This window comes from Microbacterium sp. CCNWLW41, assembly GCF_037083505.1.
The window spans coordinates 212,442-232,851 of record NZ_JBAOJP010000003.1 but is presented as its reverse complement, the minus strand read 5'-3'; the positions used below and the strand labels follow the sequence as shown (position 1 = coordinate 232,851).

Below are 20,410 nucleotides of genomic sequence, written 5' to 3'. Positions count from 1 at the left end.
CTTTCTTCGAAGCACACCATACACACCGCCCTGAGGAGGTCGTCCTCATGCGGTTCATCCGCCGCCCGCAGCGGCCTCGGGTGGGCCTGCTCGGGATCGGGCGGCGGCGGTGATACCAGCGTACGCCGCGAAAACCTGCACGGTCGCCACGCCCGGGCCGTCGTCGAGGCGGCACCACTCCAGGGTCGCTCCCGATGCGGCGGCCACCCGCTCCGCGACCGCGCAGGGGTCGGCGGCGAGCGGAACAGCGCCGGAGACGACGTCGGCTGCGGCGAGCGCCGCGGCGTCCGCGGCCGACGTCACACGCTGCGCGGTCGTGGCCGCCCCGGCGAGCACCGCCGCCCCCACCACGAGCCCTGCCGCGACCGTCGCGGACCCGGCGGCCAGGATCGTGCCCGCCATCAGCGCCCGCCGTCCAGCGCGCAGCTGCCCGCCCGGATCGGCAGTACCCACCCGGCGAAGAGGGGCAGATCGACGGACGCCGTGACGCACACGAGGTCGTCCGCACGGTGCACGGAGATCCCGGCTGCGGGATCCACCCGTGACACCGCGGCGGCGGCGACGGCGTCGCCCTCTCCGCGGCCGAGCAGTCGCGAGGCATCGGCGGCCGCATCCTGCAGCGCCACCTGGCGGACCCCCGCACCCGCCACGGCCACGCCGAACAGCAGCACGCCGACGACGAGGGGCAGGGCGACCGCCAGCTCCGCGGTCGCCGCGCCGCGCTGCCCTGCCCCTCGAGCCGAGCCGACGTCCGCGCCGCGCCCCTCGCCACGGACCGCGTCCCCGGTCGGGTCCCGGGTCGCCTGCCCCGAGGGAGGCGAGGCCAGGCCCGGCCGGAGCCCCGGTGCGCCCGGCCCCCGTGAGCGGGACCGAGCGGACCGCGGCATCAGGACACCGTGAGGGCGCGACGGACCAGGTCGGTGAGGATGCCCTGCACCTCGTCCGATCGCATGATGACGACCAGCAGACCGGCGAAGGCCACGGCCGCCATCGTGGCGATCGCGTACTCCGCCGTCGCGGCGCCGCGATCGTCGCCGAAGAGCGCGGCCGAACGCCGGCGGGTCAGTGGGGGAAGCGGCGGTGCGCTCGTCGGTGCGGACCGGGCCCTCCGGGAGGACGTGGTCGCTGGGCAGGGGGTCGTTCGTGCATCGGTCATCGTGGTGTTTCCTTTCCTCGGGTGTACCTCTTCTTATGGGGGCTCTTCTCGGGAGTCCGTCGCGGGGTCTTCCGCCGCACCGCTCCGCCGCGCCGCCGCGCCGCTCCGGGCGCGACGTCGCCCGCTCGTCACGGCGGAACGGGCAACGGGGTCGTCGTCAGCACGCTGAGGACGAGGGGCGCGACTCCGAGCAGCAGGAAGGCGGGCAGCGTGCACACGCCCAGCGGAAGAAGGAGACGGGCCGAAAGCCGGGCGGCGCTCGTGCGTCCTGCGACCCGCGCCTCGCGCCTGGCCCGGGTCGCGTCCGCTCGGAGCAGCTCGACGGCGGGCACCCCCGCCGCTTCGGCCAGCCGCAGGACCCGGTCGATCGCGTCGTCGGGTCCGTCGCCGGGACCGCCACGGGCGGCCGCGCCGTTCGAGGTCGGGGCCGCCGCATCGCCCTCGTCGGCCAGGAGGGCGCGGGCCCGAGCGATGGACGCGCCGCCGGCGAGCGCGATGGCCAGGAGCTCCGCGCGGATGCCGGGCACGTCCGGAGGCGGCTCGGCGGCCCGGACGAGGGAGGTCGTCCAGATCCGCGCCGCCCCGATCAGGCCGCTCCCCACCGCAAGGCACGTCATCCCGATCGGGTTCGTCAGGAGGACGACGAGGGTGTCGAAGCCGAGTGCCGTGCCGAGGAGAAGGCCCGCGACCGGCAGCCACATCATGAGCCGCGCGCTTCCGGCCGGCTCGGCCAAGGCGATCCGCACATCGTCGCGGGTCGCCTCCGCGTCGTCGAGAGAGTCGGCGATCACGCGGAGCGTGTCGCCGAGCGGCGCGCCGACGGTGGCGGCGATCGCCCATGCCGATGCCACCTGACGCCACGCGGCTCCCCGCCGCTGCCGATCATCGGTCCGTCGGCGCCCGCGAGGGCCGCCGCGGGGCTCCGCCGCGACGCTCGTCTCCCGGAGGGCGTCGGCGATCCCTCGCCCGCCCTCGACGCCGGAGACGACCTCGTCCGCCTCGGGGATCCCGGCGTCGGCGAGGTGGCGCCACGCGGACAGCGGCGCGGCCCCGGCCTGCAGCAGCACCGCGAGCGTGCGCACCGCCTCGGGCACCGGCACCGCCACCGCGGACGGGCCCGCCGCGCGGCGGCGCTGCACCGCGATCACCACGGTCGCACCTCCTCGATGCCGAGGCGATCCTCTTCCAGGCGGAGGCGTCCGACATGCGCCAGCCGGCGCGTCCCGTCGGACCCCCGGACGAGGTGCAGCACGAACGAGAACGCACTCACCGCCTGTCGCGCCAACGCCGGCGGATCCATTCCGGCCAGCGCTCCCAGCGCCTCCAGCCGGGCCGGGACGTCGGCCAGTCCCGACGCATGCAGGGTGCCGGCGCCGCCGTCGTGACCGGTGTTGAGCGCGGTGAGCAGGTCTCGGATCTCCTCGCCGCGGCACTCGCCCACCACCAGTCGGTCGGGACGCATCCGCAGCGATTCGCGCAGAAGGCGGGACACGGTGATCCCGCCGACGCCCTCGAGGTTCGGCTGCCGCGCTTCGAGCGCCACATGGTGCGGGTGCCGCGGCCGCAGCTCGGCCACGTCCTCGATCGTGACGATGCGCTCGGCGGAGGGGACGTGCGCCAGCAGCGCGGACAGCAGGGTGGTCTTGCCTGTGCCGGTCCCGCCCGTGATCAGGAGGTTCTCGCGGTCACGGACCGCGCCTTCGAGCCAGGACCTGCTCTCCGGCCCGAGCCCGCCGAGAGCCACCAGGTCGTCGAGGTCCGCAGCGCGGACGCGCGGGATCCGCACGGACACCGCCGTGCCGCCGGTGCAGACCGGTGCGAGCACCGCGTGCACCCGGATGCCCGAGCCGAGCCGAACGTCCACGCACGGGGACTGGTCGTCGAGATGGCGCCCGCCGGCGCCGACCAGCCGCACGGCGAGGTCGCGCACCTCGCGCTCGGAGGCCGACCACCCGGAGACCCGCTCGATACCGGCGCCCCGGTCGACGAACAGCCCGTCCGCGCCGTTGACGAAGAGGTCGGTCACGCGTTCGTCGGCGCAATGCACGGCGAGATCCCCGAAGGCGGGATCGAGAGCGACGGGATCGGGGGCCGCGACGAGCGGATCCCCCTCCCCGCCGCGCGGGACGATGACGAAAGGACCAGACATACGCCGAGGCTAGGAACCGGCGCGCGGCCGTGGAGACGGCCGGACACCAGCGGTGCACAACGCGTCCGGATCCGCCTCCGTGGAGGACGAGACGCATGGCCGGCCGAGGAGCGTGCGAGCGCTCCCACGACGGAGAGAGGGCGGCACCCCACGGGGGGAATGGGATGCCGCCCAGAGACGCGCGCGATCGGGGGAATCGCGGCGTGAAGCCGGAATCGTTAATTCGGCCGTGGGTCAGCATACGCAACGTAAGGGGTCTGACAAAACCCATTCGCCTACCGACTTTCGGCGGTACTCTCGGATCACGCCGCAGGGCTAGATTCCCGATGTCGCGGTCCCGTCGCGACCCCGCAACACCCGTGCCGCAAAGGAGCGCCTCCTCATCATGAGCAGCAGCCAGATCGACCACCTTCTGAACGAGGACCGCCGGTTCCCCCCGTCGCCGGAGTTCGCCGCCCAGTCGATCGCCAAGCCCGAGCTCTACGACCGGGCCGCCGCCGATCGGGAGGGGTTCTGGGCCGAGCAGTCCCGCGAGCTCCTGCACTGGCACACCCCGTTCACTCAGGTGCTGGACTGGAGCACGCCGCCCTTCGCGAAGTGGTTCGCGGACGGCGAGCTCAACGTCGCGTACAACTGCCTGGACCGGCACGTCGAGGCCGGGAACGGCGACCGCGTCGCGATCCTCTGGGAGGGTGAGCCGGGCGACGAACGACGCATCACCTACGCCGAGCTCACCGACGAGGTCAAGCGCCTCGCGAACGTGCTGACCGATCTCGGCATCGGCCACGGCGACCGGGTCGCGATCTACCTGCCCATGATCCCCGAGGCCATCGCGTCCATGCTCGCGGTCGCACGCGTCGGCGCGATCCACTCCGTCGTGTTCGGCGGTTTCAGCGCGGACAGCCTGCGCTCGCGCATCGACGACGCCGGGGCCCGCCTCGTCATCACGGCCGACGGCGGTTACCGCAAGGGCCGGGTCTCGCCCCTCAAGCCCGCCGTGGACCAGGCCCTCAGCGATCGCGGAGACGGCGAGCAGCAGACCGTCGAACACGTGCTCGTGGTCAAGCGGACCGAGAACGAAGTCGAGTGGGATCCGGGCCGGGACCTCTGGTACCACGACGTCGTCCCGGTGGCCTCGGCCGACCACACCGCCGAGGCGTTCCCCGCGGAGAACCCGCTGTTCATCCTCTACACGTCCGGCACGACGGGGAAGCCGAAGGGAATCCTGCACACCTCGGGCGGATACCTGACCCAGGCGGCGTACACGCACAAGAACGTGTTCGACCTGCACCCCGAGTCCGACGTGTTCTGGTGCACGGCCGACATCGGGTGGGTGACCGGGCACTCGTACGTCACCTACGGCCCGCTCGCCAACGGGGCGACGCAGGTGCTCTACGAGGGCACCCCCGACACGCCGCACCCCGGGCGCTGGTGGGAGATCATCCAGAAGTACGGCGTGACGATCTTCTACACGGCGCCGACCGCGATCCGTTCGTTCATGAAGCTCGGCCGCGGCATCCCGAACGAGTTCGACCTGACGAGCCTGCGCGTGCTGGGCTCCGTGGGCGAGCCCATCAACCCCGAGGCGTGGATGTGGTACCGCGAGGTCATCGGCGGCAACCGCACGCCGATCGTCGACACCTGGTGGCAGACGGAGACCGGGGCGATCATGGTGTCGCCGCTGCCGGGCATCACGGCGGCGAAGCCCGGTTCCGCCCAGGTGCCGCTCCCGGGCATCTCGATCGACGTGGTGGACGAGTCCGGCGCCGAGGTCGGCAACGGCAACGGCGGGCTGCTGGTGATCACCGAGCCGTGGCCCAGCATGCTCCGCGGCATCTGGGGCGACCCGGAGCGCTTCAAGGAGACGTACTGGGAGAAGTTCGAGGACCAGGGCTACTACTTCGCCGGCGACGGTGCGCGCCTGGACGAGGACGGCGACCTGTGGCTGCTCGGCCGCGTGGACGACGTGATGAACGTCTCCGGTCACCGCCTCTCCACGGCGGAGATCGAGTCCTCGCTCGTCGCTCATGAGGCGACGGCCGAGGCCGCCGTCGTCGGTGCCTCGGACGAGACCACGGGCCAGGCGGTCGTGGCGTTCGTCATCATCAAGCAGAGCTATCTCGACGCCCACTCCCCCGAAGGCCTCGCGGCGCAGCTGCGGGTCTGGGTGGGCGAGCAGATCGGCCCGATCGCCCGTCCCCGCGACGTGTACATCGTGGGCGAGCTGCCCAAGACCCGCTCCGGGAAGATCATGCGGCGTCTGCTGCGCGACGTCGCGGAGGGCCGCGAGGTCGGCGACACCACGACGCTCGCGGACACCGCCGTGATGAGCGTGATCTCGGCGCAGGTCAAGTAGGTCACAACAGCGAGAGCCCCGCGTCCGGTCGGACGCGGGGCTCTCGCGTTGTCCCGCGCGCAGGTGTCGCCGCGACGCGAATGCTTCCGCGCTCAGGGCCGCGGTGCTCAGCTACTCCCGCCAGGTCAGGCATTCGCACCGGATCAGGCGAGAAGCGAGACTTGTCGCCTGATCTCGCGCGTCCGCCTGATCCGGCGTGCGGGCGGAGCGCCAGGCCGCAGCACGCAGGCAATCACACCAGATCAGGCACTCACGCCAGATCAGGCAAGAAGCGAGCCTGCTCGCCTGATCTCCCGCGTCCGCCTGATCCGGCGAGCCGCCTGGGCCCCCAGGCAGCCCGCAAGCGGGGACGTCACGCTGGATCAGGCGAGGAGGAAGGAGACCTCGACCTCGACCGGGCTGTCCAGCGGCAGGACGGAGACGCCCACGGCCGCGCGGGCGTGGCGCCCCGCGTCGCCGAAGATCTCGCCGAGTACCTCACTGGCGCCGTTGATGACCGCCGGCTGTCCGGGGAACGACGGGTCGGAGGCGACGAACCCGCCCACCCGGAGCACGCCGGCGATCCGGTCGACCCCGCCAGCGGCGTCCGCGGCGGCGGCCAGGGCGTTGAGCGCGCAGATCCGGGCGTACCCCTTGGCGTCCTCGGGGGTCACCTCGGCGCCGACCTTCCCGGTCGCCGGCAGCGCGCCGTCCTGGAACGGGAGCTGGCCCGCGGTGTAGACGACGCCGCCGTGCACCACGGCCGGAACGTAGGCGGCGACCGGCGCCGCGACGGCGGGAAGCTCGATGCCGAGCTCGGCGAGGCGGGCGGAGACGGTCACTGCGCGCCTCCCTCGAACTGGCGGGACGCCTCGGCGGCCGCGGCGAGGCCGGCGTTGGCGGTGCCCTCCTCGCTCACCGGACGCTTGAGGTAGGCGACGAGACCCCCTTCGGGTCCCTGCACCACCTGCACGAGCTCCCAGCCCTGCTTGCCCCAGTTGTTCAGGATCGCTGCGGTGTTGTGGATCAGCAGCGGGGTGGTGAGGTACTCCCACGTGGTCATGGCTCTCCTGCCGGAAGGGACGCGCACGCGCGCGCGTCAGAGACGGTACTCAGGGTCTTCCCTTACGATCTAGCGTATGCCTCAGTCCAAACGAACGCTGAAGGGTGTGCTCGGCGGCCTGGCCGGGCTCGTCGGTCTCAGCACCGTCGCCGGCGTCCTCGTCACCGCGAGCGTGACCCCGGTGTTCACCGTCGCCGGCGCCGCGGCCGCGCAGTCGATCGACCTGTTCGAGAACCTCCCCTCCAACCTCGAGGTCGACCGGCCGATGGAGGCGACGACGATCTATGCGACGGATCGCGACGGCAGCCAGCGGCAGCTCGCGCGGTTCTACGACCAGAACCGCATCCCGCTGAACTTCGACCAGGTCGCGCCCGTCATGTACGACGCGCTGCTGTCCAGTGAGGACAAGAACTTCTACAGCCACGGCGGGATCGACCTCGTGGGCACGACCAAGGCCCTCGTGGACAACCTCCGCGGTTCGTCCACCCGTGGCGCCTCGTCGATCAGCCAGCAGTACGTGAAGAACGTGCAGCTCCAGGAGTGCGAGCGCGGGGTCAAGCTGAACCTGCCGCAGGAGGAGCGCGACCAGCAGCTCGAGGACTGCTGGAACGCGGCGGCGAACTCGGACGGCTCCCAGGGCATCCAGCGCAAGCTCCAGGAGATGCGCTACGCCATGCAGATCGAGAAGACGTACTCGAAGAACGACATCCTCATCGGGTACCTGAACCTCGTCAGCTTCGGCGGCACCACGTACGGCATCGAGGCCGCCGCGCAGCGCTACTTCAGCACGTCCGCCGCGAACCTCACCCTGAACCAGGCGGCGACCCTCGCCGGCATGGTGCAGAACCCCAACGAGTACCGGATCGACCAGCCGGACAACGAGGTGAACGGCGCCGCGGACGGCTACTCCGAGACGCTCGTCCGCCGCAATTACGTGCTGGGGCGTCTGCTCGACGACGGCAAGATCACCCAGGAGCAGTACGACGCGGCGCACGCGGAGCCGATCACGCCCGTGATCAGCACGCCCAGCCAGGGCTGTGGCGACGCGGGCGGCTACGCGTACTTCTGCCAGTACGTGCGCGCCACGCTGGAGAACGACCCGGCCTTCGGCGAGACCTGGGAGGAGCGCCAGGAGAAGCTCCTCAAGGGCGGTCTGGACGTCTACACCTCCCTGAACTTCGACATCCAGGACCGGCAGCTCGCCGCGATGGACGAGTACACGGAGCCCACCGTCGAGGGCATGACCGCATTCGGCGCCGCCGGGGTGACCGTGCAGCCGGACAGCGGCCGCATCCTCTCCATCGTCCAGAACACCAATTTCACCGAGTCGAACCCCGCCCCCGGCTTCACCTCCCTGGTGTATGCGGGCGATATCAACCACGGGGGGTCCACCGGCTTCTCGGTCGGGTCGACCTACAAGGTCTTCACGTTGATCGACTGGCTGGAGAAGGGGCACTCTCTCCGCGAGACCCTCAACGCGACGAATCGCGACTTCAAGCTGTCCTGCAACGGCGATCAGCTCATCCTGCCCAGAGACGTGGGCAACGCTGGGGGGAACCGGGGCTACACCGGCTCGATCCTGCAGTTCACGGCGGCATCCCTCAACACCGGGTTCGCGGCGATGGCCGAAAGGCTCGACGTCTGTGAGATCAACGCGGTGGCGGAGCGGATGGGTGTGAAGTTCGGCAACGGCCGTAGCGTCACGGACACCTCGTACGATCTCGGCGCGTTCGACGTCCTCGGCTCGAAGGCGATCGCGCCCGTCGATATGGCGTCCGTCTATGGGACGATCGCCAACAAGGGCGTCTACTGCCCGCCGCACGCGATCGACAAGGTCGTCGGACCCGGCGGAGAAGAGCTGCAGCTCCCCGACAGCACGTGCCGTGAGGTGCTCAAACCTGAGATCGCCGCGGCGACGGCCTACGCGCTCCAGGGCGTGATGGAGGGCGGCACCGGCTCGAACGGCAATCCGTATGACGGGACTCCGCTCATTGGCAAGACCGGAACGCACAACAACGCCCAGACGATGCTGGTCGAGTCCAGCACGAAGGCTGCCACGGCGATCTGGGTCGGCCAGGCCGACGGCGACGGTCAGAACCTCAACGAGTTCTACGTCAACGGCAACAACGTCCCGGACATCCGATTCCCGCTGGGACGGGATTTCCAGGGAGCCGCGAACATCGTGACGGCCGGCGGCGATCCGTTCCCCGATCCGCCGAGCAGCAGCCTCAAGCCGGTCTACGTGGACCTGCCGAACGTCGTGGGCATGAGCCAGGAGGACGCGGTGCGTCGGCTCGAGAGCGCCGGGTTCGACTACACCATCGGCGCCCCTGTGAACAGCAATCTGGCACCGGGGGTCATCGCCGCGCAGGATCCCGGTGCCGGCCAGGTCACCGGCGGCACCGTGGTCACGATCTCGCCGAGCAATGGGCAAGGCACCGCCGTGCCCGATGTGAGCGGGCAGATTCCGAACAAGGCGGTGGAAGCCCTTCAGCAGGCCGGACTGGTCGGCATCATGGGTGAATGCACGGCCGGTGGCGGAAGCGCGAAGGTGACGACGACGGACCCGCCGGCCGGGACATCGGTCGCCAAGGGTGCCACGGTCCGACTGAACTACTCGAAGCAGAATTGCCCGTAGTGGCACGTCCGGCGCACCCGGCCCTCATCGCGCTCGGCGCGGTGGGGGCCGTCGGCGTGTCCGCGGTCATCTGGGGCGTGGGGATCGAACGACACCTGTACACGGTGCGGCACGTCTCCGTCCCGGCGCTCCCGCCAGGCTCCGCTCCCCTGCGGATCCTGCACGTGTCCGATGCGCACATGGCCCCGTGGCAGGAGCGTCGGCAGCGCTGGCTCGCTTCTCTGGCCGATCTGAAGCCGGACCTCGTCGTCAACACCGGGGACAACCTGGGTCACCGCGACGGCCTGGAAGGGATCCGGCGCGCGTTCGCCCCCTTTGCGGGCGTGCCCGGCGTCTTCGTGCACGGCTCGAACGACGTCTTCGTCCCCGCACCGCGCAATCCGTTCCGGTACTTCCTCAGCCCCTCGCGAGACGTCCCGGACGCCGAGCGACTCGACACCGCGGCCCTCGACCGGTTCCTCACCGACGAGATCGGCTGGGCGGGCATCGACAACACCGCCGCGACGCTGGAGGTCGGCGGACGGAGACTCGACCTCGTCGGCGTCGGCGATGCGCACCGCGACTGGGACGACCTCGACGCTCTCCCTTCCGCCATCGACGCCCTCGGCCCGCGTCCCGCGGGCGTCCCGGTCCTGGGCGTCACCCATGCGCCGTATCAGCGGGTGCTCAACGGGCTCGTCGACCTCGGCGCCGACGCCGTCCTCGCCGGCCACACGCACGGCGGCCAGGTCTGTCTCCCCGGATTCGGCACCCTCGTCGCCAACTGCGACATCCCGCTCAGGCAGGCCAAGGGCTTGAGCACCTGGAGCCACGGCGCGCACCGCGTCCCGTTGAACGTGAGCGCCGGCTGCGGACACTCGATCTACGCTCCGGTGCGCTTCGCCTGCCGCCCCGAGGCGACCCTCCTGACCCTCACGGCGAAGGCCTGACGGTTCTGCGGCGCCTCTGACATCCGCAGGGCTCGGGGGACGACGGCGCATCCGGCGCGTCGCGGAAGCAGTCCACGCCCTCGGGAGCCACCACAACACAGTCGTGTCGCGCCGGTTCGTCATACTCGACGCCGACCAGGAGCCGGACCTCGGACGGCCGCGCAACGCTCCCGGGCGGTGACTCGATTCGGACGCACGCGGTTTTCGGTATAGACTCGAACGGTTGCCACGGGGTGTGGCGCAGCTTGGTAGCGCGCTTCGTTCGGGACGAAGAGGCCGCAGGTTCAAATCCTGTCACCCCGACACATCAGAGGGACCGATCCACGGATCGGTCCCTCTCTCGTTCTCCCCCGCTCCGGCCCCGACGCCGAGCGGGAAAGCCCAGATCCGCCGGATAAGCTGAGCACACCATGACTGCACCGCGCCTGGTCGCCTTCGACCTCGACGATACCCTCGCGCCCTCGAAGAGCCCGATCGATCCGCGGATCGCCCGCCTGCTGATCGACCTCGCGTCCCGGGTCGAGGTCGCGATCATCTCCGGCGGAAACGAGGACCAGTTCCGCACGCAGGTCGTCTCGCAGCTCGGAACCGACGTCGACACGGCGACGCTCGCCCGGATCCACCTCATGCCCACCTGCGGCACGCGCTACCTGCGCCACGACGGCGACGACTTCACGCTCGTCTACGCCCGCGACCTCACTCCGGAGCAGACCGCTGAGGCGCTCCGGGCCCTGGAGGAGGAGGCACGTCGGCTCGGCCTCTGGGAGGCCGAGCCGTGGGGGCCGATCCTGGAGGACCGCGGGTCGCAGGTGACGTTCTCCGCGCTCGGGCAGAAGGCTCCCGGCGACGCGAAGAAGGCGTGGGACCCGGACGGCGCCAAGCGCCGCGCCCTGCGCGACGCCGTGGCGCCGCGCCTGCCCGACCTGGAGGTCCGCTCCGGCGGCTCCACCTCGATCGACATCACCCGCGCCGGCATCGACAAGGCGTACGGCATGGGCGAGCTCGCCGAGCACACCGGCATCCCCTACGGCGAGATGCTCTTCTACGGCGACCGGCTGGACGAGGGCGGCAACGACTACCCCGTGAAGGCTCTCGGCGTCCCCTGCGTGGCCGTGGAGGGCTGGGAGGACACCGCGGACCACCTGGACGCCCTGCTGCCGACGCTCCCCCGCCGCTGACGAGGGGGCAGCGCGTTTCGACTCGCTGCGCTCGCTCAACGACCGGAGGGGGCTCGCGGCGGTCGCTCAGCGACCGGGTGAGACCGACTCCGCGACGGCCGGAGACACGGGCACCATCCGCGTCAGCTGCGTGACGTGCGCGGGCTCCAGCTCCGCCAGCGTGGAGACGCCGAGCAGGCGCATCGTCCGCTCGATCTCGCTGCGGAGGATCGCGATCGTCCGGTCCACTCCGCGGCGCCCGCCGGCCATCAGCCCGTACAGGTATGCGCGGCCGATGAGCGTGAAGTCGGCGCCCAGCGCGACGGACGCCACGATGTCGGCACCGTTCATGATCCCCGTGTCGATCATGACAGTGAAGTCCTCCCCCACCTCACGGCGCACGTGCGGCAGCAGGTGGAACGGGATCGGCGCACGGTCGAGCTGACGGCCGCCGTGGTTCGACAGCACGATCCCGTCGACGCCCGCGTCCTTCAGCCGCGCGGCGTCGTCCACCGTCTGCACGCCCTTGACGACGAGCTTGCCCGGCCACAGGCCGCGGATCACGTCCAGGTCCTCGTAGCTGATCGTCGGGTCCATCGCGGCGTCCAGGAGCTCGCCCACGGTGCCGCCCGTGCTGCTGAGGGAGGCGAACTCCAGCTTCGGGGTCGTGAGGAAGTCGAACCACCACCACGGACGCGGGATCGCGTTGATGATCGTGCCGAGGGTCAGCTGCGGCGGGATGGAGAAGCCGTTGCGCTTGTCGCGCAGACGCGCCCCCGCGACCGGGGTGTCGACGGTGAACATCAGCGTGTCGAAGCCCGCGTCGGCCGCGCGGCGGGTGAGACCGTAGGAGATCTCGCGATCACGCATCACATAGAGCTGGAACCAGTTGCGACCCGTCGGGTTGGCCGCCTTGACGCCCTCGATCGAGGTGGTCCCGAGGGTGGAGAGCGTGAACGGGATCCCGGCCGCGGCGGCGGCACCCGCACCGGCGATCTCCCCCTCGGTCTGCATGAGGCGGGTGAAGCCGGTGGGGGCGATCCCGAACGGCAACGCGCTGGGACCGTCCAGGATCGTCGTCGACGTGTCCAGGTCGGGTGCCGGCGTGAGGATCCCGGGGTGGAACTCGACGTCCTCGAACGCCTGACGGGCCCGCGCCAGCGACAGCTCGCCCTCGGCCGCGCCGTCGGTGTAGTCGAAGGCCGCCTTCGGGGTGCGCCGTTTCGCGATCGTGCGCAGGTCGGCGATCGTCAGCGCCGAGTCGAGACGGCGCTTGGTGCCGTCCAGCTCGGGCGCCTTGAACTTCATCAGCTCGAAGATCTCCGCGGGCTTGGGAAGCTGACGGGGGATGCGGGGTGCCATGGATGCCCTTCCTTCAGGTGAGGCCGGTCGCGGCGTAGTAGCCGAGGATGTGGTCGCGGACGCGGGTGGAGGCCTCGACGGACTCCCCCTCGTCCACTGCCCGGATGATGTGTCGATGCTCGTGACGCAGCGCCTGGGCCATCGCGTCCCAATCCTCGATGCCCGCGGATCCCTGGATCACGTAGGACTCGATCGCCTCGCGCAGCCCGGTCATCATCGCCGCGATGACGGCGTTCCCGGAGGCCTCGGCCAACGCCAGGTGGAGTTGGGCGTCCAGCGCCAGGAACTCGGACCTGCTCAGACCGGGGGCGTCCATCGCGTCGAGGATCGCGTGGGCAGCGGTCGTGTCGCGCTCGGGATCCGCGGCGACCATCGCCGTCACGGCCTCCTCCAGCACCAGGCGCGTCCGTACCACGTCGGCGATCGGGAAGCCCTGCGCGGCGACCTGCAGACGCAGCAGCGCGGACAGGCCCCCTCCCGGGGCGGCGATCACGATCGCGCCCGCCTGGGGACCGGATCCCGTGGCCGTGCGGATGAGCCCCATGACCTCGAGGACTCGCAGCGCCTCGCGAACGCTGGACCGCCCGACGCCGAGATCGGCGGCGAGATCGCGCTCGGAGGGCAGGCGGTCGCCGGGACCGAGGCGGCCGTCGAGGAGGTCGCGCTCGACGTGCTCGAGCACCGCGCGCCAGGCGCGCACCGGGGGGTCCGCGCTCTCGGCCATACATCCTCCTGTGGTCTGACCACAGGATATGCCGTGTGGTCTGACCACGCAAGCCCGCGGTCGGGGTGGGATGGCGCGCGTTTCGTCTCGCTGCGCTCGCTCAACGACCGGGCGGGAGAAGACGTGCTGCGTTTCGTCTCGCTGCGCTCGCTCAACGACCGGGTGGGAGGGGACGCGTTTCGTCTCGGTGCGCTCGCTCAACGACCGGCGGGTGGGCACGTGCTGCGTTTCGTCTCGCTGCGCTCGCTCAACGACCGGTGGCGCGCGGGATCCGCCGAGTCGGATCAGCTCAGGCGGCCGCCGGACTCCTGGAGATAGCAGTCGCCGCAGAGGGACTCGTACGTCACGGCGGCACCGTCGATCGCGACCTGCTCCCCGTCGAAGACGAACGCGTCCCCCACACGACGGCCGTTGAACACCGCCTTGCGCCCGCAGCGGCAGATCGTCTTGAGCTCCTCGAGCGTGTGCGCGATGGCGAGGAGCCGGGCAGACCCCGGGAAGGCATGGGTGAGGAAGTCGTTGCGGATGCCGTATGCGAGCACGGGGATCCCGTCCTCCACCGCGATCCGGAACAGGTCATCGACCTGTTCGGGCGCGAGGAACTGCGCCTCGTCCACGAGCAGGCACGCCACGTCCGCCGGCTCCTGCGGCAGCAGCCCCGCCGTCGCCTCCCGACGGACGCGATCGCGCTCCCGCCGGAAGAGGGCTCGGGCGTCGTCCTCCGCCCCGATCAGGAAGTCGACCTCACGCGTCATCCCGAGCCGGCTCTCGATCTGGGAGGCGCCCTTCGTGTCGATCGCGGGCTTGGCCAGCAGCACGTGCTGACCGCGCTCCTCGTAGTTGTACGCCGCCTGCAGCAGAGCCGTCGACTTTCCGGAGTTCATCGCCCCGTAGCGGAAGTACAGCTTCGCCACGGCGGACCGTCAGGCCGTGAGGTCGAGCGCGGAGGCGGTGGTGGACATCGACGCCTCCGCCGCGGCGGCGTCGCCGTTCAGCGTCTGCCCGAGCGTCGGGATCAGTGCACGCAGCTCGGGCTCCCATCCCGGGTACTGCTCGGGGAAGCAGCGCTTGAGCAGACCGAGCATGATCGGGACGGCGGTCGACGCGCCCGGGGACGCGCCCAGCAGCCCGGCGATGGATCCGTCCTCGGCCGCGACGACCTCGGTGCCGAACTGGAGGATCCCGCCCTTCTTCGGATCCTTCTTCATCACCTGGGCGCGCTGGCCGGCCTGGATCAGCGTCCAGTCCTCGTCCTTCGCCGTCGGCATGAAGACGCGCAGGCTGTCCACCTTCTTGCGATGGTTCTTCGCCAGCTCGCCGAGCAGGTACGTGATGAGGTCCGGGTTCGCGAACGCGACGCGCAGCATCGGCCACAGGTTGTGCGGACGGACCTGCGTGACGATGTCGAGCATCGATCCGTTCTTGAGGAACTTGGGGCTGAACGTCGCGAACGGACCGAACAGGAGGGAGGACTCCCCGTCGACGACGCGGGCGTCCAGGTGCGGCACCGACATCGGCGGCGCGCCGACCGAGGCCTGCGAGTAGACCTTGGCCTTGTGCTGCGCCACCACCGCCGGGTTCGTGGTCTTCAGGAACTGCCCGCCGATCGGGAACACGCCGTATCCGCGGATCTCCGGGATCCCGGACTTCTGCAGGAGCTTGAGCGCCCAGCCGCCCGCGCCGACGAAGACGAACTTCGCGTCGAGCTGACCGGGGGTCCGGCCGATCGCGTTGCGGTAGTCGACCCGCCACGTGCCGTCCTTGCGGCGCTTGAGGCTGCGCACCTCATGGTCCGTGCGGACCTCGACACCGCTCTCGGCGAGGTGGTCGAAGAGCTGGTGGGTGAGGGCGCCGAAGTCCACGTCGGTGCCCGAGGGGACGCGCGTCGCCGCGAACGGCTCGCCCGCCCGGCGCTTCTGCATCAGCAACGGCGCCCACTGGTTGATGACCCGGGAGTCCTCGCTGTACTCGATGCCCGCGAACAGCGGCTGCTCCTTGAGGACCTCGTACCGCTTCTTGAGGTAGGCGACGTCCTTCTCACCGCGGACGAACGTCATGTGCGGCGTGGAGTTGATGAACGTCGACGGTGCGTCCAGCACCCCCCGCTCGACCAGCGCGCTCCAGAACTGCCGGCTCTGCTGGAACTGCTCGTTGATCGAGATCGCCTTGGCCGGATCCAGCGGGCCGTCGCCGTTCTCCGGCATGTAGTTCAGCTCGCAGAGGGCGGCGTGCCCCGTTCCCGCGTTGTTCCAGGGGTTGGAGCTCTCCTGCCCCACGTCGCTGAGCCGCTCGAAGGCGACGATCTTCCAATCCGGCTGCAGTTCGTGCAGCAGGGTACCCAGGGTGGCGCTCATGATGCCACCGCCGATGAGGACGACGTCGACGGATTCAGTCACCCGACCAGTCTAGTTCCGGGCGCGAGGCCCCCCGACCACGTGTCGCCCCGCCCCGTCGATCAGCGGCCGAGACGGTCGGCGACGAGCTCCGCGACCTGGACGGCGTTGAGCGCCGCGCCCTTGCGCAGGTTGTCGTTGCTGAGGAAGAGCACGAGGCCCTTGCCCGCCGGTGCCGACTGGTCGGCGCGGATCCGGCCGACGAAGCTCGGGTCCTTGCCCGCCGCGGACAGCGGAGTGGGGACCTCCTCCAGCACGACGCCGGGGGCGCCGGCCAGCACCTCGCGCGCACGATCGGGGGTGATGTCCCGTGCGAACTCGGCGTTGATCGAGAGCGAGTGCCCCGTGAACACCGGCACGCGCACGCACGTGCCCGCCACGCGCAGGTCCGGCAGACCCAGGATCTTGCGGCTCTCGTTGCGGAGCTTCTTCTCCTCGTCGGTCTCGTTCAGCCCGTCGTCGACGACGGATCCGGCCAGGGGGATCACGTCGAACGCGATCGGGGCGACGTACTTCTCCGGCTGCGGGAAGTCCACCGCGGAGCCGTCGTGGACGAGACGCAGGGTGTCGCCCTGGGCGAGCACGCCCTCGACCTGGCCGAGCAGCTCCTGCGCGCCGGCCAGCCCCGATCCGCTCACCGCCTGGTAGGTGCTCACGACGAGCCGCTCCAGCCCCGCCTCCTCGTGCAGCGCCTTCAGCACCGGCATCGCCGCCATCGTGGTGCAGTTCGGGTTGGCGATGATGCCCTTGGGGGTGTGCGCGATCGCCTCCGGGTTGACCTCGCTGACCACCAGCGGGACCTCCGGGTCCATCCGCCAGGCGCTGGAGTTGTCGACGACCACGGCGCCGGCCGCGGCGAAGCGCGGCGCGTAGGCGCGGCTCGCCGTCGCCCCCGCCGAGAACAGCGCGATGTCGATGCCCGCGGGATCCGCCGTCTCGACGTCCTCGATGAGGATCGTCTCCCCGCCGAACTCGACGGCCGTGCCGGCCGACCGCGCCGAGGCGAACAGCCGCAGCTCCCGGATCGGGAAGGAGCGCTCCGCCAGGATGTCGCGCATGACGGTGCCGACCTGGCCGGTGGCGCCGACGATGGCGAGGGAGAGTCCGGAATCGGAGATACGGGTCATGAGGGTTCCTAGGCGTCGAGCGGTGAGGCGTTCGAGGCGCAGACGCGGTCGCCGGGTGTGGCGGAGGGATCCGCGCCTGGCGCCGGTGTCAGGGTTTGAGCGAGTCTAGCGGTTCCACAGCCGCATCTTCTCCGGATTGCGCATGATCCACACGTCCGTGACCGCGTCGGGACGGGCCCCCACGTTCACCACCGTCGTGACGGCGCCGTCCTGCCTCGCGACGAGCGCCAGGCCGTCGCCCGTGCGCACGGCCTCGACCTCCGCATCCGGCCATTTCGCGAGGAGGCCGAGCAGGAACCGCGCGACGTCCGTCGCGCCCGTGACGGGGCGCCGGGCCGCCGAGACGACCCCTCCGCCGTCGGAGCGGAGGGTGACGGTGTCGTCGAGCACCGCCACGACCGCGGCGAGGTCCCCCGAGAGGCACGCCGCGGCGAACGCCTGCACGAGGTCGTCGTGGCGCGCGGCGTCCGCGCGGACGCGCCGCCCCTCTCGGACGTGACGACGGGCGGACGAGGCCAGTTGGCGGCAGGCGGCGGGCGTGCGTCCGACCGCGGCCGCCACCTCGTCGAACGGCACGCCGAACACGTCGTGCAGCACGAAGACGACGCGTTCCGCCGGGGTGAGCGCCTCCAGCAGGAGCAGAAGCGCCGTCGACACGCTCTCCGCCTGGGAGACGCGATCGAGGGGATCTCCCGGAGGGGTCCCGTGGATTCCGGGCACCCGCAGCGCCTCGGCCGGCACGGGCTCGGGCAGCCACTCGCCCACGTACCGCTCCCGGCGCGCCCGCGCCGACCCGAGGACGTCCAGCACGATCCGGGAGACGACGCGGGTCAGCCAGGCGCCGGGCACGCGGATCGCCGCGCGCTCCGCGTCGTCCAGCCCGTACCACCGGACGTATGCCTCCTGCACCGCGTCCTCGGCCTCCGCGAGCTCGCCCAGCATGCGGAACGCCACCGCGATCAGCCGCGGACGCTCGGCTTCGGCGGTCCGTGTGTCGCCGGACATCCGCACCCCTTCCCTCCCGCCGCGCACGACCGAGGCGCAGGGGCGTGCTCACATTCTCGCGTGCTGCGTCGTCGGGAGGGTGAGGGACCGCGCCGCGGCCCGCCACAGGAGAGGACACGCATGAGGATCGCGATCGCAGGAGGAACCGGAACGATCGGCAGGAAGATCGTCGTGGCGACGCGCGCCGCCGGCCATGACAGCGTCGTGCTCGCGCGCACCGCCGGCGTGGATCTGCGCACCGGCGAGGGCGTCGACGCCGCGCTCGACGGGGTCGACGCGGTCGTGGACGCCGTGAGCGTGCCCACGCTCGACGCCCGGACCGCCACCGCCTTCTACGAGGCGACCACCGCGACGCTCCTGCGGGCGGTGTCGCGCCACCGCATCGGCCATCTGCTGACGCTGTCGATCGTGGGAGTGGACCGGAACCCCGCCGGGTATTATGCCGGAAAGCTCGCGCAGGAGCGACAGGTGGTCGCGTCCGATGCGCCGTGGACGATCCTCCGGGCGACGCAGTTCCACGAGTTCGCGGGCCAGGTCGCCGCGCAGTCCCGTCTCGGGCCGATCCAGTTCGCGCCTCGCGCTCGCGTGCAGCCGGTGTCGGCCGCGGCGCTCGCGGGGCACCTCGTGAGCCTGGTCGCCGTCGGGGCACAGGGACGCGCTGCGGACGTCACGGGTCCGCGCGAGGAGAGCCTGGTCGAGATGATCCGTGCCCAGGTCCGCCGGGACGGTCGCCGGGGACCCGTCGTCGCGCTGTCCGTCCCGAACGCGCAGATGCGGGGGATGCGCGCGGGCCTGAACCTTCCCGGCCCGGACGCCCTGCGGATCGGTCCCTCCTTCGCGGACTGGCTCTCCGCCTGACCCCCGCGCCTCACCCGCCCCGCCGGACCGCGTGCCCCGATCTGCACACTCGGACTCGATCTGCACATGCTCTCCCCGGAATCCTGTGCGGATCGGAGGGATGTGTGCAGATCGGGCGGCGTTTCGTCTCGCTCCGCTCGCTCAACGACCGAGGGGTGGATCAGCGGCCGGAGCCGGCGGCGACGACCGCCTCCACCTCGCCGTCGAGACCGTACGCGGTGTGCACGGTGCGTGCGGCCTCGGCGAGGTCGTCGCCGCGCAGCACGACCGAGATGCGGATCTCGGACGTGGAGATCATCTCGATGTTGATCCCGGCGGTGGACAGCGCCTCGAAGAGGATCGCGGAAACGCCCGAGTGCGTGCGCATCCCCGCCCCCACCACGGACAGCTTGCCGATCTGGTCGTCGTGCACGAGGCTCTCGAACCCGACCTCCTGCTGCTCCGCGGCCAGCGCCTTGAGCGCCGCGGCGGCATCCGACTTCGGCAGCGTGAAGGAGATATCGGTGCGCGCGGTCGAGGCCGGCGACACGTTCTGCACGATCATGTCGACGTTCGCGCCGGACTTCGCCACGATCTTGAAGATCTCGGCGGCCTTGCCCGGGACGTCCGGGACCCCGGTGACGGTGACCTTGGCCTGGCTGAGATCGGTGGCGACCCCGGCGACGATCGGCTCTTCCATGGCGTCTCCCTCGGATTCGCGGGGGTTCTTCATGCCCTCGCCCAGAACGTAGGTGCCCTCGTTCGACGTGAAGGTCGACCGGGCGTGGATGAGCACCCCGTGACGACGGGCGTACTCGACGGCGCGGATGTAGAGCACCTTCGCGCCGTTGGCGGCGAGCTCCAGCATCTCCTCGCTCCCGACCGTGCCGAGCTTGCGCGCCATCGGCACGACGCGGGGATCCGCGGTGAAGATGCCGTCCACGTCGCTGTAGATCTCGCAGACGTCGGCCTCGAGCGCCGCGGCGAGCGCGACCGCGGTCGTGTCGGATCCGCCGCGGCCGAGCGTCGTGATGTCCTGCGTGTCGTCGTTGAGCCCCTGGAACCCCGCGACGATGACGATCGCCCCCTCGTCGAGCGCCTCACGGAGCCGCGTGGGGGTGACCTCCACGATCCTGGCGGCGCCGTACCGGCTGTCGGTTCGCATCCCGGCCTGGGGACCGGTGAAGGAGCGCGCGTCGAAGCCCATCGAGTGGATGGCCATGGCCAGCAGCGCCATCGAGATCCGCTCGCCGCTGGAGAGCAGCATGTCGAGCTCACGCGGGGCGGGGATCGGCGCGACCTCGGCGGCGAGGTCGAGCAGCTCGTCCGTCGTGTCGCCCATCGCGCTCACGGCCACGACGACGTCGTGCCCGGCGCGGCGGGTGTCGACGATGCGCTTGGCGACGCGCTTGATGCTCTCCGCGTCGGCGACGGAGGATCCGCCGTACTTCTGCACGATGAGGGCCACGAAAATCTCCCGGGGAACGGTCGGGCGCGGCTCGGTGCCCGCGCCCTCGCACATTCTACGAGCGCGC

At 71.2% G+C, this 20,410-nt stretch carries 19 protein-coding genes and 1 tRNA gene; 6 read left to right on the top strand and 14 right to left on the bottom strand.

Annotation, left to right across the window (positions count from 1 at the left end; all coding sequences use genetic code 11):
• Nucleotides 1-54: 54 nt before the first annotated feature.
• From V6R91_RS12760 to V6R91_RS12740, 5 genes are all read right to left on the bottom strand, one after another.
• Nucleotides 55-402, bottom strand: coding sequence for a helicase (locus V6R91_RS12760; protein WP_219086262.1), 348 nt, complete (start codon nucleotides 400-402; stop codon nucleotides 55-57).
• Complete coding sequence (locus V6R91_RS12755; protein WP_336395649.1) at nucleotides 402-887, bottom strand: TadE family protein; 486 nt, start codon at nucleotides 885-887, stop codon at nucleotides 402-404. The genes V6R91_RS12760 and V6R91_RS12755 overlap by 1 nt, the downstream gene beginning before the upstream one ends.
• Nucleotides 887-1,156 carry a DUF4244 domain-containing protein gene (locus V6R91_RS12750; RefSeq protein WP_442928120.1) on the bottom strand — a complete coding sequence of 90 codons (270 nt, stop codon included), beginning with the start codon at nucleotides 1,154-1,156 and terminating at the stop codon, nucleotides 887-889. The genes V6R91_RS12755 and V6R91_RS12750 overlap by 1 nt, the downstream gene beginning before the upstream one ends.
• 128 nt (nucleotides 1,157-1,284) lie before the next feature.
• The gene (locus V6R91_RS12745; RefSeq protein ID WP_336395648.1) at nucleotides 1,285-2,307 is read right to left on the bottom strand and encodes a type II secretion system F family protein; all 1,023 of its coding nucleotides are present in this window, start codon (nucleotides 2,305-2,307) and stop codon (nucleotides 1,285-1,287) included.
• On the bottom strand, nucleotides 2,301-3,305 hold the full coding sequence (locus V6R91_RS12740) for a TadA family conjugal transfer-associated ATPase (RefSeq protein WP_336395647.1): 1,005 nt from the start codon (nucleotides 3,303-3,305) through the stop codon (nucleotides 2,301-2,303). Before V6R91_RS12740 ends, V6R91_RS12745 begins: the two co-directional genes overlap by 7 nt.
• 385 nt (nucleotides 3,306-3,690) lie before the next feature.
• On the opposite strand from V6R91_RS12740, the gene acs reads away from it, so the two are divergent.
• Nucleotides 3,691-5,661, top strand: coding sequence for an acetate--CoA ligase (acs, locus tag V6R91_RS12735; protein ID WP_336395646.1), 1,971 nt, complete (start codon nucleotides 3,691-3,693; stop codon nucleotides 5,659-5,661).
• Nucleotides 5,662-6,023: 362 nt separating this feature from the next.
• Here acs and V6R91_RS12730 read toward each other — a convergent pair whose 3' ends face one another.
• A complete protein-coding gene (locus V6R91_RS12730; RefSeq protein WP_067247606.1) occupies nucleotides 6,024-6,482 on the bottom strand; it encodes a RidA family protein in 459 nt (152 codons plus the stop codon).
• Nucleotides 6,479-6,703, bottom strand: coding sequence for a hypothetical protein (locus tag V6R91_RS12725; protein ID WP_067247602.1), 225 nt, complete (start codon nucleotides 6,701-6,703; stop codon nucleotides 6,479-6,481). The genes V6R91_RS12730 and V6R91_RS12725 overlap by 4 nt, the downstream gene beginning before the upstream one ends.
• Nucleotides 6,704-6,779: 76 nt before the next feature.
• Between V6R91_RS12725 and V6R91_RS12720 the strand changes: the two genes are divergently transcribed.
• The 4 genes from V6R91_RS12720 to V6R91_RS12705 all read left to right on the top strand — a co-directional run bounded on the left by V6R91_RS12720 (nucleotide 6,780) and on the right by V6R91_RS12705 (nucleotide 11,448).
• Entirely contained in the window at nucleotides 6,780-9,341 is a 2,562-nt protein-coding gene (locus V6R91_RS12720) for a transglycosylase domain-containing protein (protein ID WP_336395645.1), read from the top strand.
• Nucleotides 9,341-10,270: a metallophosphoesterase gene (locus tag V6R91_RS12715; protein ID WP_336395644.1), complete on the top strand. Its 930-nt coding sequence runs from the start codon at nucleotides 9,341-9,343 to the stop codon at nucleotides 10,268-10,270. Before V6R91_RS12720 ends, V6R91_RS12715 begins: the two co-directional genes overlap by 1 nt.
• Nucleotides 10,271-10,499: 229 nt before the next feature.
• A tRNA-Pro gene (locus V6R91_RS12710) sits at nucleotides 10,500-10,573 on the top strand.
• Nucleotides 10,574-10,680: 107 nt separating this feature from the next.
• A complete protein-coding gene (locus tag V6R91_RS12705; protein WP_336395643.1) occupies nucleotides 10,681-11,448 on the top strand; it encodes an HAD-IIB family hydrolase in 768 nt (255 codons plus the stop codon).
• Between the two features lie 66 nt (nucleotides 11,449-11,514).
• Here V6R91_RS12705 and V6R91_RS12700 read toward each other — a convergent pair whose 3' ends face one another.
• The 6 genes from V6R91_RS12700 to sigJ all read right to left on the bottom strand — a co-directional run bounded on the left by V6R91_RS12700 (nucleotide 11,515) and on the right by sigJ (nucleotide 18,038).
• Nucleotides 11,515-12,789, bottom strand: a complete 1,275-nt coding sequence (locus V6R91_RS12700) for an alpha-hydroxy acid oxidase (protein WP_336395642.1) — start codon at nucleotides 12,787-12,789, stop codon at nucleotides 11,515-11,517.
• A gap of 13 nt (nucleotides 12,790-12,802) precedes the next feature.
• The gene (locus V6R91_RS12695) at nucleotides 12,803-13,513 is read right to left on the bottom strand and encodes a FadR/GntR family transcriptional regulator (protein WP_271060797.1); all 711 of its coding nucleotides are present in this window, start codon (nucleotides 13,511-13,513) and stop codon (nucleotides 12,803-12,805) included.
• A 284-nt stretch (nucleotides 13,514-13,797) separates the two neighbouring features.
• Entirely contained in the window at nucleotides 13,798-14,427 is a 630-nt protein-coding gene (locus V6R91_RS12690; protein ID WP_271060798.1) for a thymidine kinase, read from the bottom strand.
• A gap of 9 nt (nucleotides 14,428-14,436) precedes the next feature.
• On the bottom strand, nucleotides 14,437-15,867 hold the full coding sequence (gene mqo, locus V6R91_RS12685; RefSeq protein ID WP_336395932.1) for a malate dehydrogenase (quinone): 1,431 nt from the start codon (nucleotides 15,865-15,867) through the stop codon (nucleotides 14,437-14,439).
• A 101-nt stretch (nucleotides 15,868-15,968) separates the two neighbouring features.
• The gene (locus V6R91_RS12680; RefSeq protein WP_336395641.1) at nucleotides 15,969-17,033 is read right to left on the bottom strand and encodes an aspartate-semialdehyde dehydrogenase; all 1,065 of its coding nucleotides are present in this window, start codon (nucleotides 17,031-17,033) and stop codon (nucleotides 15,969-15,971) included.
• Nucleotides 17,034-17,138: 105 nt separating this feature from the next.
• Entirely contained in the window at nucleotides 17,139-18,038 is a 900-nt protein-coding gene (gene sigJ, locus V6R91_RS12675; RefSeq protein ID WP_271060800.1) for an RNA polymerase sigma factor SigJ, read from the bottom strand.
• A 120-nt stretch (nucleotides 18,039-18,158) separates the two neighbouring features.
• Here sigJ and V6R91_RS12670 point away from each other — a divergent pair, with 120 nt between their 5' ends.
• The gene (locus V6R91_RS12670; protein ID WP_336395640.1) at nucleotides 18,159-18,896 is read left to right on the top strand and encodes an SDR family oxidoreductase; all 738 of its coding nucleotides are present in this window, start codon (nucleotides 18,159-18,161) and stop codon (nucleotides 18,894-18,896) included.
• Nucleotides 18,897-19,056: 160 nt separating this feature from the next.
• Here the strand turns inward: V6R91_RS12670 and V6R91_RS12665 are convergent, their stop codons facing one another.
• Nucleotides 19,057-20,343 carry an aspartate kinase gene (locus tag V6R91_RS12665; protein ID WP_067247553.1) on the bottom strand — a complete coding sequence of 429 codons (1,287 nt, stop codon included), beginning with the start codon at nucleotides 20,341-20,343 and terminating at the stop codon, nucleotides 19,057-19,059.
• Between the last annotated feature and the right edge of the window lie 67 nt (nucleotides 20,344-20,410).